Source organism: Paraburkholderia phenazinium (genome assembly GCF_900142845.1).
Classification (GTDB): domain Bacteria; phylum Pseudomonadota; class Gammaproteobacteria; order Burkholderiales; family Burkholderiaceae; genus Paraburkholderia; species Paraburkholderia phenazinium_A.
In genome coordinates this window covers 3191080-3203435 of record NZ_FSRU01000002.1, presented here as the reverse complement: position 1 = coordinate 3203435, position 12356 = coordinate 3191080, and the positions used below count along the sequence as shown (strand labels likewise).

At 62.5% G+C, this 12356-nt stretch carries 11 protein-coding genes and 1 pseudogene; 4 read left to right on the top strand and 8 right to left on the bottom strand.

The window, feature by feature from the left end:
- Positions 1-20: 20 nt before the first annotated feature.
- A complete protein-coding gene (locus BUS12_RS31410) occupies positions 21-512 on the bottom strand; it encodes an Lrp/AsnC family transcriptional regulator (protein WP_074301217.1) in 492 nt (163 codons plus the stop codon).
- A 138-nt stretch (positions 513-650) separates the two neighbouring features.
- On the opposite strand from BUS12_RS31410, the gene phhA reads away from it, so the two are divergent.
- Together phhA and BUS12_RS31400 are read left to right on the top strand one after the other, a co-directional pair.
- A complete protein-coding gene (phhA, locus tag BUS12_RS31405) occupies positions 651-1541 on the top strand; it encodes a phenylalanine 4-monooxygenase (RefSeq protein WP_074301216.1) in 891 nt (296 codons plus the stop codon).
- 159 nt (positions 1542-1700) lie between these two features.
- Positions 1701-2027 (top strand): annotated as a pseudogene (locus BUS12_RS31400) (4a-hydroxytetrahydrobiopterin dehydratase); the annotation flags it as partial.
- A 79-nt stretch (positions 2028-2106) separates the two neighbouring features.
- On the opposite strand, the gene BUS12_RS31395 reads toward BUS12_RS31400, so the two are convergent.
- The gene (locus BUS12_RS31395) at positions 2107-2331 is read right to left on the bottom strand and encodes a DUF3717 domain-containing protein (protein ID WP_074301214.1); all 225 of its coding nucleotides are present in this window, start codon (positions 2329-2331) and stop codon (positions 2107-2109) included.
- A gap of 120 nt (positions 2332-2451) precedes the next feature.
- On the opposite strand from BUS12_RS31395, the gene BUS12_RS31390 reads away from it, so the two are divergent.
- Both BUS12_RS31390 and BUS12_RS31385 read left to right on the top strand, forming a co-directional pair.
- Complete coding sequence (locus BUS12_RS31390) at positions 2452-3138, top strand: response regulator transcription factor (protein ID WP_074262960.1); 687 nt, start codon at positions 2452-2454, stop codon at positions 3136-3138.
- Positions 3139-3295: 157 nt separating this feature from the next.
- The gene (locus BUS12_RS31385) at positions 3296-4792 is read left to right on the top strand and encodes a sensor histidine kinase (protein WP_074301213.1); all 1497 of its coding nucleotides are present in this window, start codon (positions 3296-3298) and stop codon (positions 4790-4792) included.
- A gap of 88 nt (positions 4793-4880) precedes the next feature.
- Here BUS12_RS31385 and BUS12_RS31380 read toward each other — a convergent pair whose 3' ends face one another.
- From BUS12_RS31380 to BUS12_RS31355, 6 genes are all read right to left on the bottom strand, one after another.
- Positions 4881-5363, bottom strand: coding sequence for an SET domain-containing protein (locus tag BUS12_RS31380; protein ID WP_074301212.1), 483 nt, complete (start codon positions 5361-5363; stop codon positions 4881-4883).
- Positions 5364-5583: 220 nt separating this feature from the next.
- Positions 5584-6696: an NADH:flavin oxidoreductase/NADH oxidase gene (locus tag BUS12_RS31375; protein WP_074301211.1), complete on the bottom strand. Its 1113-nt coding sequence runs from the start codon at positions 6694-6696 to the stop codon at positions 5584-5586.
- Positions 6697-6905: 209 nt separating this feature from the next.
- Positions 6906-7628 (bottom strand): glutamine amidotransferase, encoded by a 723-nt coding sequence (locus BUS12_RS31370; RefSeq protein WP_074301210.1) that lies wholly within the window; start codon positions 7626-7628, stop codon positions 6906-6908.
- A gap of 107 nt (positions 7629-7735) precedes the next feature.
- A complete protein-coding gene (locus BUS12_RS31365) occupies positions 7736-8374 on the bottom strand; it encodes a MarR family winged helix-turn-helix transcriptional regulator (protein ID WP_074301209.1) in 639 nt (212 codons plus the stop codon).
- Between the two features lie 647 nt (positions 8375-9021).
- Positions 9022-10137, bottom strand: coding sequence for a YbdK family carboxylate-amine ligase (locus BUS12_RS31360; RefSeq protein WP_074301208.1), 1116 nt, complete (start codon positions 10135-10137; stop codon positions 9022-9024).
- 105 nt (positions 10138-10242) lie between these two features.
- Positions 10243-11448 (bottom strand): cation:proton antiporter, encoded by a 1206-nt coding sequence (locus BUS12_RS31355; protein ID WP_074301207.1) that lies wholly within the window; start codon positions 11446-11448, stop codon positions 10243-10245.
- Between the last annotated feature and the right edge of the window lie 908 nt (positions 11449-12356).

Here is a 12356-nt window from a genome sequence, read left to right as displayed (position 1 = left end):
TGAAATGTATCGGCGCCGCTTCAGGTAGCGGCGGCGCCGGGCGCGAGGTGCCCCAACGGCAACGGCCCATTGCGCTTGAACGTGGTCAACACGATGTTCGAGCGCACACTGTCCACCCCCGGCACCCGCATCAACTTCTTCATCACGAACGACGACAGCGCATTCAGATCCGGCGCCACAATGCGCAGCAGATAATCCGCATCCCCCACCACCGCGTGGCACTCCAGCACCTCGGGCAGCACGTCGATCTGCTGCTGGAACTGTTCGATAATCGAGTCGCCGTGATGCTTGAGCTTGAGACTGGTGAACGCGGTCACGCCAAGCCCGAGCTTCTCCGGGCGCAACACGACCCGATAGCCGTCCACCACGCCCACCTGTTCGAGCCGCTGCAGCCGCCGGCCGATCTGCGACGGCGAGAGCGGCACCTGCTCGCCGAGCTGCTGATGCGTCGCCCGGCCGAAGCGCTGCAACACCTCCAGCAGCGCGAGATCGAAGTGATCGAGTTCCAGCATGATTGATCCCCGCACCAATTTACGTTGTGATGCACGATTATTGCATATGTCGGTATATCGGCGCGCTCTTTGCGCCCTTTCCGCAGCTTACCCGCTCTACACTGACTGGACCGACACACCGCATACGAGCGCAGCATCATGTCCAGTCCGAACCCCGTCAACCTGCAGGAACCCTTCGACGCCGGCCTCGCCACCCGCGCCGACTTCACCCTCGACCAGCCGCTGCATCTTTACGGCGCCGTCGATCATGCAGTCTGGAAGCAGCTCTACACACGCCAGACGGCTTTGCTGAAGGGCCGGGTCTGCGAGGCGTTTCTGGACGGCGTGGCGCGGCTGAATCTCTCGAGCGAGCATGTGCCGTCGTTTGCCGCCATCAACACACAGCTTACGCCCGCAACCGGCTGGGAGATCGTCGCGGTGCCGGGACTGGTGCCGGAGCAGGTGTTCTTCGAGCATCTGGCGAACCGCCGCTTTCCGGTCACGTGGTGGATGCGCCGTCCCGACCAGCTCGATTACCTGCAGGAACCGGACTGCTTCCACGACCTGTTCGGCCACGTGCCGCTGCTGATCAACCCGGTATTCGCGGACTACATGCAGGCCTATGGCCGCGCGGCGCTGGCGGCGGATAACGTCGGCGCCCTGCCGCTGCTCGCGCGGCTCTACTGGTACACCGTCGAGTTCGGCCTGATCCGCGATGCGGCCAGCCCGAGCGGCGTGCAGATCTACGGGGCGGGGATTGTGTCGAGCAAGAGCGAGACGCTCTACAGCCTCGAAAGCGCGGCGCCCAACCGGCTCGGCTTCGACCTCGCGCGCGTCATGCAGACCCGCTACCGGATCGACACGTTTCAGAAGACGTACTTCGTGCTCGACGATTTCGCGCAACTGTTCGAGCTGGCCCGCACCGATCTCGGCCCGCTCCTCGCGACACTCGCCGACGCCGCGCCGTTCGCGGCAGGCGCCGTGCTTGCGTCCGATCGCGTGATCAATCGCGGCACCCAGCAAGGCTGGCAAACCGACGGCGACGTCTGAACCGGCGGATCCGGCGGATTCGGGTCAGGCCGCGCCCGGCAGCGGCGCGACCCGATCCGTGAAAAAATAGCCACATGTCCGCGCCTTGCGCGCCGTTTCACTCCGCACGCGCCGGCCGGTCAACCAGACGGACGCACCCCGGCGCGCCGATCCAAGCGAGCAGACAAGCGAGGCACTTCCATGATTCACAAACTGACTTCCGAAGAACGTTCGACGCAATTGGCGCAGCTTCACGGCTGGGTTGCCGTCGCCGGCCGCGATGCGATCCAGCGGCATTTCAAGTTTGCCGATTTCAACGAGGCGTTCGGTTTCATGACGCGGGTCGCGATCAAGGCCCAGGAAATGGACCATCACCCGGAGTGGTTCAACGTCTACAACAAGGTGGAAATCACGCTCTCGACGCACGAGGCGAACGGCCTCACCGAACGCGATATCAAACTGGCCCGTTTTATCGATCAGGCCGGCAAGGACGCTCAGAAGGGCTAGGTATCAAAGTGCGCTGGAAACTGTCTTTGCAGTACCATGAAAGGGCTTTGCAGGTATTGGAGGGCGCTAACCTTCACTTCTACAGGCCATTCTTAAGGCGAACGTAAGAATTCCACGCTTCCCGTGCGGTCGCATCCAAACCTTCCGGTGGTAGCGCGGTCTGACGCTGTACAATCATCAGCGCATACGGCTTGGAGAGCGCGCTTGCCTCCTTGCACAGAACGAGTTCGTCGCCGCTCGAAGGTGAGCGGGCGCGCCAGAAGTTGATCGCGGCTTCCAGTTCGTGGATCGAAATATCGGACATGACTTTCGTGATTGCTCCCTGTCGCGCAGCCACGGCGACGCCACCCGGCATCCTGTGCAGCAGGCGCCCCGGCGAACCGCGAGCCCGAACGTCTAAACCCATTGTACTTGAGCGAAACCCATGCGACTCCTTCTGATCGAAGATGACCGCCCCATCGCACGCGGCATCCAAAGCAGTCTCGAACAAGCCGGCTTCACGGTCGACATGGTCCACGACGGCATTTTCGCCGAACAGGCCCTCACGCAAAACCGCCACGAACTCGTGATCCTCGATCTGGGTCTGCCCGGCATCGACGGCATGACGCTGCTCTCGCGCTTTCGTCAGAGCAACCGGCACACGCCTGTGATCGTGCTGACCGCGCGCGACGAACTGAACGACCGCGTCCAGGGCCTGAATTCCGGCGCCGACGACTACATGCTGAAGCCCTTCGAACCGGCTGAACTCGAAGCGCGCATCCGTGCCGTGATGCGCCGTAGCGGCCCGCACGGCGACATGCCGCGCCCGGAAGTGTCGTTGGGCGGCGTGCGTCTGTCGGGCGTCGATCGCCGCATCTTCAATGACGACAAGCCGCTCGAACTGTCGCCGCGCGAATTCGCCGTGCTCGAAATGCTGCTGCTGCGCCACGGCCGCGTGGTCAGCAAGGCCCAACTGCAGGACCACCTGACGCACTTCGGCGGCGACCTCGGCGACACCGCGATCGAAGTCTACGTGCACCGCGTACGCAAAAAGCTCGAAAACTGCCGCGTCGAAATCGTCACGGTGCGCGGTTTCGGCTACCTGTTGCAGGAAATCCGTCAGGCCGCATAATGGCCATGAAGGCTCGGGCCGCGCTGACGGCCCGATGACCTGACGGCGCTGGGCCGGCACCGCACATTCATCGCATGGATGCGCCGTGTGCCGTCATCCAGCGGCTTTTAGCGGCGCCATTGCCGCTCTCGCTTTGCCTCTTTGATCGCGTTCGACCATGCCCCACCCGGCCGCGAATAGCCTGCGCCGCACGCTGCTGCGCCGCCTGGCCGCCCCCCTTTCCCTGCTCGCGTTGATGAGCGGCCTGATCGCCTACTGGCTCGCGTGGCAATACACGCAGCATGTGGTCGACCGGTCGCTGGCCGACCTCGCCACCGCCATTTCCCGGCAGATCCAGATTGCCGGCCCGAGTGCGTCGAGCAGCGTGCGGCCGCTCGCCCAGGCCATGTTCTCCGATCCGGTCGAACATCTCATCTACCGGATCAGCGACGGCGAAACCGAAATCGCCGGCGACCCGTCGCTGCCGCTGCAGGGCAAGAACGTGCGCATCATGCACTACGCCTACGTGTTCGAGACGCAGCACGCGGGCGTCACCATGCGCGTCGCGCAAGTGCGAGTCGACCAGCCCAAAGGCAATCCGATCGTCGTCGAGGTGGGACAGCCGGTCGAGCACCGCATTGAAATCGCCGCCGAGTTCCTCGTGGCGATCATGATGCCGCTGCTGCTGTTGCTGCTTGCCGGCTGGGTAATCGTCTGGCGCGTGGTCAATCAGCAGCTCAATCCGTTGACCGATCTGGCCGACTCGCTGAACCGGCAGACTCACACGTCGCTGGAGCCAGTCGACGAGACCTACGTGCCGGTCGAAATCCGTCCGCTGACGGGCGCACTGAACGCTCTGCTCGATCGTCTGAAAGCTGCGCTCGACGCGCAGCGCAAGTTTATCGCCGACGCCGCGCACCAACTGCGCACGCCGCTCACCGCCGTCAAGCTGCACGCGGAACAGGCCGCCGTGGCCCGCGACCCGCAACATACGCTCGCCGCCGTGCGCGAACTGCGCGCCGCCGCCGATCGCGCGGTGCGCCTGTCCAACCAGTTGCTCTCGCTCGCGCGCGCCGAGCCGGGCGAGCAGGCTGCACGCTTCGTCAACGTCGACATGGCCGCGCTGGCCTTCGAAACCGGCGCGGAATGGGTGCCGCGGGCGCTTGCGGTCCACGTGGACCTGGGCTTCCAGCGCCTCGACGACCCGGCCAACGATCGTCCGCTCACCGCGCGCGGCAACCCGGTGCTGTTGCACGAGGTGATTGCCAACCTGCTCGACAACGCGCTGAAGTATGTGCCACCCTCGCGTTTCGACGGCGGACGCATCACGGTTACCGTCTCGCAGAGCCGCATCGACGAAGTGGCGATGGCGGAGATCATCGTTGAGGATAACGGACCAGGTGTGCCGGTGAACCAGCAGGCCGATCTGTTCAAGCGCTTCTTCCGCGGCGACGGCCAGAGCGAAAGCGGCGTAGACAGCGGCGCGGGCCTCGGCCTCGCGATCGTTCACGACATCATGGTGCTGCATCACGGCAGCGTGCATTACGAAGACGCGCCCGATGGCGGCGCACGCTTTATCGTGCGGATTCCGCTGACGGCCAGCAATGTGCCGCGCGAACCCGAGGGCCGGCGCTTGCCAAAAAAATCGGCGCACAAGGCGCCGATCGATCTGTAATTCCGCAGTCGCTATCTGGTCAGTCGTTGTCGCACTGACTGGCGGCCCGGCGAAAGCCAAGCGGGGCTGCGCTTACGCAGCCCGCACCTCACTTCTTTTTCTTCCTGGCCTTCTTGCCTGCCTTTTCCGGCGGCGCCAGCATCGTGCCGCGGCATTTGCGCGCGCCGCACCGGCACTCGTATTCCTTCTGCAGTTTCTTGGTCTGGCGCGCGTCGATCACGAGGCCGTAGTCGTAGAACAGTTCTTCGTCAGCCGCGATATCGCGCAGCGCGTGCACGTAAACGTGCCCGTCGATCTCTTCCGCTTCGCAATTCGGCGCGCACGAATGGTTGATCCAGCGAGCGCTGTTGCCGTCCACTTTGCCGTCGATCACCCCGCCGTCATCCAGCGCGAAGTAAAACGTGTGATTCGGTTCTTTCGGATTGTGTGGATGACGTCGCAAAGCTTCCTTCCACGAGATCCGCTCGCCCTTGTATTCGATCAGGCGCTCGCCGGCCGCAATCGGTTCGAGGGCAAACACGCCTTTGCCATGCACTCCCGAACGGCGCACGACGATCCTGCGTGAACTCATTGAATGAATCCTTGTGAAGAACTGGGGATGAACATCTGGACTGTCGTCAGCACCGGCTGCATGCTGGCGGCCGGATTTTCTGACTCGAATAGCAAACGCGGCGCCTTGCGGGCGCCGCGTCGACTTGCAACGCACGTGCGTCACATCCGGCATCGTACACGCTTGATATGGCTTCCTTCAACCGTCAAACCGGTATCAGCGTGTTCCGCGCGTCGCAGACCTAACGCTGTCCGAACGAAATATCGCCGAACAGTGCCTTTTGATCGCGCGGTTGCGAGCGCCAGTACTGCGGCGGCGCCTCCACCGTCGCGCCCAGTTGCGCGGCGGCGTGCCACGGCCAGCGTGGGTTGTAGAGCAGTCCGCGAGCCAACGCGATGAGGTCGGCGTCGCCCTCTTCGATCAGTTGATCGGCGTGCAGCGGATCGGTGATGAGACCCACGGCAATTGTCGTGAGCCCCGTCGCCTGCTTCACCGCGCGTGCGAACGGCACCTGGTAGCCAGGCTCGAGCGGGATCTTTTGCAACGGCGAAACACCGCCGGACGACACATCGATCCAGTCGCAGCCGCGCTTTTTCAACTCCTGCGCGAAGGCAATCGTATCGTCCAGGCTCCAGCCGCCTTCGACCCAGTCGGTCGCCGACACGCGCACGCCCACCGGTTTGTCGGCCGGAAACGCGGCGCGCACGATATCGAAGATCTCCAGCGGAAAGCGCATGCGGTTTTCGCGCGAGCCGCCGTATTCGTCAGTGCGCTGATTGGCAATCGGCGAGAGGAACTGATGCAGCAGGTAACCGTGTGCCGCGTGGACTTCGAGCGCGTCGATACCGAGCCGCGCGGCACGCCGCGCCGACGCTGCGAACGCCTCGCGAATCCGGTTGAGGCCGGCGGTATCGAGTGCCAGCGGCGGCTCTTCGCCGGCCTTGTGCGGCAGCGCGGACGGCGCATGCGGCAACCAGCCGCCCTCGGCGACCGGAATCAGCTGACCGCCATCCCATGGCGTATGGCTCGACGCCTTGCGGCCCGCATGCGAGAGCTGCATCGCCACCGGAATCGAAGCATGTTTGCGGATCGCGGCCAGCACCGGCACGAGTGCGGCTTCGGTGACGTCGTCCCACAGGCCCAGATCGCCGGGGGTGATGCGGCCGTCGGGTTCGACCGCGGTCGCCTCGATGCAGAGCAGGCCCGCGCCCGATAACGCCAGGCCACCCAGGTGGATCATGTGCCATGCGGTGGCTTCGCCGCGCTCGGCGGAATATTGACACATCGGCGACACGACAATGCGATTGGCAAGCGTCACGCTACGCAGCGTGAGCGGAGAAAAAAGCGCGCTCATGGATTACGCCCAAGGGAAGCGGAGGAGCGAACGAGCATAGCACCGCGTGTGATTCGCTGCTGGACAGGGGCGCATCGCGGTCGGCCAGGATGCGCCCTGGCCTGCCACGCATCTGTGAAGTGACGAAGTCCGGCGCAACTGCGCCTGGCAGTGCGTACGGTTAGCGCGTGCCGTTTTCGGATGATGGCTAACGGCTAACGGCTGATGGCTTACGGTTTCGCGGTGCCCTGCTCGACCTGGTCGAGCCATTCGCCGAACATCCGCCGCGCCGCTTCTTCGAGGCCGGGGCCGAAACGGGCGGTCTCGGCGCGCAGTTGGCGCACGTCGATGCCTTCAGCCACGATTTCTCCAGCGTTACCGATCAGCCAGGGCTCGAAGCGGTCAGCGCGGATTTCCGGGTGGCATTGCAAACCCAGCACGTGCTGGCCCCACGCGAACGCCTGGTTCCGGCAAGCGGGAGTCGAAGCAAGATGAGTCGCACCGGCCGGCAAGTCGAAGGTGTCGCCGTGCCAATGCAGCATGGAGGTAAGCGCCCCGTCCAGATGACGAAGCGGCGACGCGCGTCCGGCGTCGGTCAGCGTGAGCGGGGTCCAGCCGAGTTCCGTGCGGCCTGCCGGGTAGACCCGGGCGCCGAGCGCCCGCGCTATCAGTTGCGCGCCAAGGCAGATGCCAAGCGTAGGCAGACCGGCTGCGATGCGCTTTTCGAGCATCGACAACAGCGGTACGAGCGTCGGGTAATGCACGTCGTCGCCAGCACTGATCGGCCCGCCCAGCACCACCATCAGCGAAGGCGCGACAGGGTCCGGCGCCTCGATGCGGCCTAACCCGACATCGAGGTAGCGTACTGGCCGGCTACGCTCGCCCAGCACCAGCTCGAGACTGCCCAGATCTTCGAAGTGGACATGGCGAATGGCCAGAACTTCGTGAATCATCCGCAGATCCCATCATCAGTTGGACAAAACAATACGACGCAACGCCGGTCAGGCAGGCCGCATGGAGCGGCTGCCGATGACCGGCTTCGCAGTGTGGCGGACCCGCGTTACTGCGCGTAGATCTTCCAGGTCTTCTTCTGGGTCGCAGCGTCAGCAGCTTCGTACACCGAGCAGTCGAGACGCACGTCCGTGTCCGACATCTTCAGATGGAGCAGCTTGCATTGATGCGGTGTCTTCTTCGCATTCTTGCTCGGCTCGAAATGCACGCAGGTCAGACACATGCGGTGCGGCGGAATGTCTTCCTGCGTTTCGAGCTGATGAACCGTCTTCAGCAGCGTGCGGTAGAACAATGCCTGTTCGTCCTCGCGCAGCGTACCCACCGCCTTGGAGAGGAAGTCCGGCCATTGCGCCGCGCGCTTGGCTGCCGTACGGCCACGCGCCGTCAGACGCACCGCGAGGGCGCGGCCGTCGTCGAGGGCACGGCGCTTTTCGACCAGCCCCTTGCTTTCCAGGGTGCTGACCGCATCGCTCGTGGTCGCGGCGGTCAACGCCGTCTCACGTGCGATTTCGCCCAGGCGCATCGGACCCTTGCGTTGCATCAGCAACACCAGGATCTCGCCTTGAGTGGGCGTCAAACCCGCGCCTTCGGCCCACTCCCATGCCTGGCTTCGCATGGCCGTGCTCAGTCGCAATAGGCTGTGGGTAACTCGCCCGGTTGCCTGCTCTCCGTATACGCCTTCGCTCATAATCTTTCGTTGGTTATTGACAGCATGTCGCTGTTAGCTGGCCGTCGGGTGCCAAACACGCCGGCAGCCTGTATGGGGGCAGCCTCGCCCGAACCACGGACGGACTGAATCTACTATCTCGAAAATGTACCGCCACGCACGCCATTTCTGGCGCACCCTACTACAACACTGTTTTGCCATCTTCGACCCCCTGCCGACCACCAAGCCGGCCAGCAGCGCAACGTGATCGAAGCTGCGAAAACGACATTCTATGCGAGAGCGGCGAATCGTACAGCTAACTTATTCACCGAACCCTGTGGATAACCACGGGAAAACGCCCGGGACTGGCTGTGCATCGATTCTTGACAAGCCTTTTGAGCCCTTCGCCGCCGCCGAAGTTATCCGTACTTCCCGGCCGGGACGCGCGCCCGAACAGCATGGTTATCATTGACGCATCGCTTTGACTTTGCAAGGAATTATTCAGTTGTCCACAGGCTGATGCAATGCTTGTTAACTACTACTACGTTTGTATACGTAAACTTTGGAAACCTCTAAGGAAGCCCGAGCTGGAATCAGGATCACGAAAAAAAACCCGCAAAAATCTGTTTTCTGCGGGTTCCAGCCGGATCCACCGGCCTTCTTTCCAAACCTTCACGTCTACCCCGTCGTCACGCACGCCACTGCAGACACTGCTGCCGCACCGCTTCGTGCAACGACTTTTCATGTTCAAAAACGGTCCGCAGCCAGGTTGCATCGTTGACCTGACCACGTGCGATCGACGCCACTTCCGCCAGCGCCTTCCCCGAACCCAATGCGTCGGCATGCGGCGCGATGCGTTCGAGCGTTTCGAGGATGTCTTCTGAAATCGTCTTGCGCTCGCCCGTCTGCGGATCGATACAGGTGCCGGCCAGTCCGAAGCGGCAGGCTTCGAAACGGTTGAAGGTGTAGACGAGGTAGTCGTCTTCCCGCGGCGTCAACGGTTTATCGAGCAACAGATGACGCGCCAGCGTCTGGATGTAGCAGGCAATCGCCGCCGCGCGGTCGACCGACAGCGGCGTATCCATCACGCGCACTTCGATGGTCCCGAAGCCCGGCTTCGGACGAATGTCCCAGTAGAAATCTTTCATGCTGTTCACGACACCCGTGTGAACCATCTTCGAAAAGTATTCCTCGAAGCTGTCCCAGGTCAGCATGAACGGCGCGCGCCCGGAGAGTGGGAAGGCGAACACCGAATTCAGACGCGCCGAATGAAAGCCGGTGTCCACCCCTTGCACGAACGGCGACGACGCCGACAGCGCGATGAAGTGCGGGATGAAACGCGACATGGAATGCAGCAGGTACAGCGCGCTGTCCGAATCCGGACAGCCGATATGCACGTGCTGGCCGAACACCGTGAACTGCTTGGCGAGGTAGCCGTACAGCTCCGAGAGGTACTGAAAGCGCGGCGTATCGACAATCTGCCGGTCGCTCCATTGCTGGAAGGCGTGCGTGCCGCCGCCGCACAAGCCCACGTTCAGGTGGTCCGCCGCCGACACCAGCGTGTCGCGAATCGTGCGCAGATCGGCCAGCGCCTGCTCGTGCGAGGTGCAGATGCCGGTCGACAGTTCGATCATGCTTTCCGTAATCTCCGGCGTAATGTTGCCGGGAATCTTTTCATCCTTGATGAGCCGCAGCAGATCGGAGGCGGCTTTGGTCAGATCATAGTCATGGGTGTTGACGATCTGCATCTCGAGTTCGATACCGAAGGTGAACGGTTGCGAATCGACGAAGCGTTCGAGTGACATGGCGTCCCCTGATTCAAGTCGGCGGGACTGGCGCTGCCGGCCCCGCCGTTTTCAATGTCGAAAGTATGTGCGGCGCGAAAGCGCGTTTTCTTCCGTTCTCCGCAACTATTCTTCGCGGCGTTCGCCGGCCAACGCGAGCGAACGATAGACCAGCCAGGGTCCGACAATCTGCAGGACCACGATCGAGCACATCATGATCGCGCGCAGGCTCGGATCCAGATTCGGATACAGCGTGTAGGTATCGTCGACCAGCAGATACGCGAGCGCCGACATCGGCGAAAGCGAGAGGCCGAGCGCCACCCCCTGCTTCCAGTTCAATCCGCTCGGTTTCGCAAACGCCAGCACACCGACGAGTTTGCCGACGAGCCGCGCAACGATCAGTCCCAGCGCAGCCAGTCCGCCGATGCCGATGTCCTTCCATTCGAACGAAGTCAGCGTGAGCACGAACAGAATCACAGTGAGCAGCCAGCCGGCCGTGCCGAAGTGCTGCGGCCACAATTGCGGCCGCGCTTCCATGTTTTTCACGATGATGCCGGCGGCGAGCAGGCTGAGAATCGTCGAGAGCTTGAACAGATGCGCAATCGCGATGGCCAGCAGCACGAGGCCGAAGAGCGCGACGAACGAATGCTCGTCCTGCATGTTCATGCGGCGATAGAAAAAGATGCAGGTGCGGGCGAGCGCGAACGCGAGCACCAGCGATCCGATCAGCAAATAAAGCGGCTGCAGGATGGTGGCGAACACGTTGCCGTAGGCTTCCTGATGCAACCAGCCCGACACGAGTTTTTCGACCACCACCGCGTACATGCTGTTGAGCGCAGTCAGTGTGAGCAGACGTTGCGTGACCTGGCCTTCCGCGCGCAATTCCGTTTTCAACTGGATCACCATCGCGGGCGAGGTGGCCATGGCGATGGCGGAGAGTACGAGGGCAACGATAGTCGGAACATGCAGGAACAACAGCACCGGCAAGACGAGCACGAACGTCAGCGTCGACTCGGCGATGCTCGACAGGATCAACCAGGGGTTGCGCCGGATCCAGCGCAGGTCGAGCCGGCTGCCGAGTTCGAACAGCAACAGGCCGAGCGCGACATCGAGTAGCGGCCGCGCCGCTTTCGCCGACACCGAATCGATCACGCCGAAACCGGCCGCGCCGGCCACCAGGCCGATCACGGCATAACCGGAAATACGTGGCAGCCGCCAGGCGCGATAGCAAAGTTCGCCGCACAGACCGGCGGCGAGCAGCGCCAGCCCTGCCCAAAAAATGGCATCAGGTGAAAGCGGCCAGCCAGGGAAGAATGAAAACGCCGACTTCATCGTGGGAGGTTCTCCTTTGTCGACCAGAGTTAGCGCTTCAGCGCTTACTCTGGTCCCATGCAGTATCTGCGGTCGACCAGAGTTAGCGCTTTAGCGCTTACTCCGGTCCCATGCATAGTTGCTATCAGCAACGGCAAGCGACACGAACCGGCGGAAACACCGGCAAGCCCGTCAACGCGCAATGTCTTGATGGCTGCGTTTGCTTTGTGCCGACCAGCGTTGCGAATCGTCAACGATCGGGTGAAATCTGAACGCGCCGGACCTGCCAACCTGCAGGCAGTGAACCCGGGTGTGCTGCTGCAGCACGGGCTGCCCCAGCGATGGGTCCCGGCACGGGTGAAAAGAACGCCGTCGACTTGAATCAGAGTCTGATGGACCGGCACCGTTCCATGAGTGCGTCTGCCGTTTGTCGAAAGGCATGACGCGGAAAGAACGGCGATTGTGCCATAGGTTTTCCGGGTCGATCGGAAACGCTCGAATGCGGACGCGAAGCGGTAAAAATGCGCCCGTTTCGCCGAAGAACAAGAAAAATCGACCGGTTGATGGATTCGCTATGGGCATGCGGCGAATCCATCGCCAGGGATTTTTTATTGTTGCCGAGCGTCAAGGAGGTCTCTTGAATGGGACGTTTGCTGCGTCGATCAGCGTCGTTGCGCGACGGTCTTTCTGTTTATTGGTTTACTCGTATGTATACGTAGTAGCAGTTAACAAGTGTCGCCCATTTCTGTGGATAACTCTGGTTTACCTAGTGGTATCAGTGCCTTACCGAACGCACAACCGGCTGCACAGAATGTGCGGCTGCGGCCAGGACTGGTGGGTAACTTTTGGCGGTTTTGACGCGCGACGAAGTTACCCCGTTTACGTCCACATCCGGTCCACATGAGTTGCGCCCGCAATCAGCTAGGTTA

Coding starts and splice junctions, on each gene's coding strand:
- BUS12_RS31390 (WP_074262960.1), top strand. CDS start 2,452: ATGCGACTCCTTCTGATCGAAGATGACCGCCCCATCGCACGCGGCATC.
- BUS12_RS31380 (WP_074301212.1), bottom strand. CDS start 5,363: ATGAGTTCACGCAGGATCGTCGTGCGCCGTTCGGGAGTGCATGGCAAA.
- BUS12_RS31370 (WP_074301210.1), bottom strand. CDS start 7,628: ATGATTCACGAAGTTCTGGCCATTCGCCATGTCCACTTCGAAGATCTG.
- phhA (WP_074301216.1), top strand. CDS start 651: ATGTCCAGTCCGAACCCCGTCAACCTGCAGGAACCCTTCGACGCCGGC.
- BUS12_RS31355 (WP_074301207.1), bottom strand. CDS start 11,448: ATGAAGTCGGCGTTTTCATTCTTCCCTGGCTGGCCGCTTTCACCTGAT.
- BUS12_RS31365 (WP_074301209.1), bottom strand. CDS start 8,374: ATGAGCGAAGGCGTATACGGAGAGCAGGCAACCGGGCGAGTTACCCAC.
- BUS12_RS31385 (WP_074301213.1), top strand. CDS start 3,296: ATGCCCCACCCGGCCGCGAATAGCCTGCGCCGCACGCTGCTGCGCCGC.
- BUS12_RS31360 (WP_074301208.1), bottom strand. CDS start 10,137: ATGTCACTCGAACGCTTCGTCGATTCGCAACCGTTCACCTTCGGTATC.
- BUS12_RS31410 (WP_074301217.1), bottom strand. CDS start 512: ATGCTGGAACTCGATCACTTCGATCTCGCGCTGCTGGAGGTGTTGCAG.
- BUS12_RS31395 (WP_074301214.1), bottom strand. CDS start 2,331: ATGTCCGATATTTCGATCCACGAACTGGAAGCCGCGATCAACTTCTGG.
- BUS12_RS31375 (WP_074301211.1), bottom strand. CDS start 6,696: ATGAGCGCGCTTTTTTCTCCGCTCACGCTGCGTAGCGTGACGCTTGCC.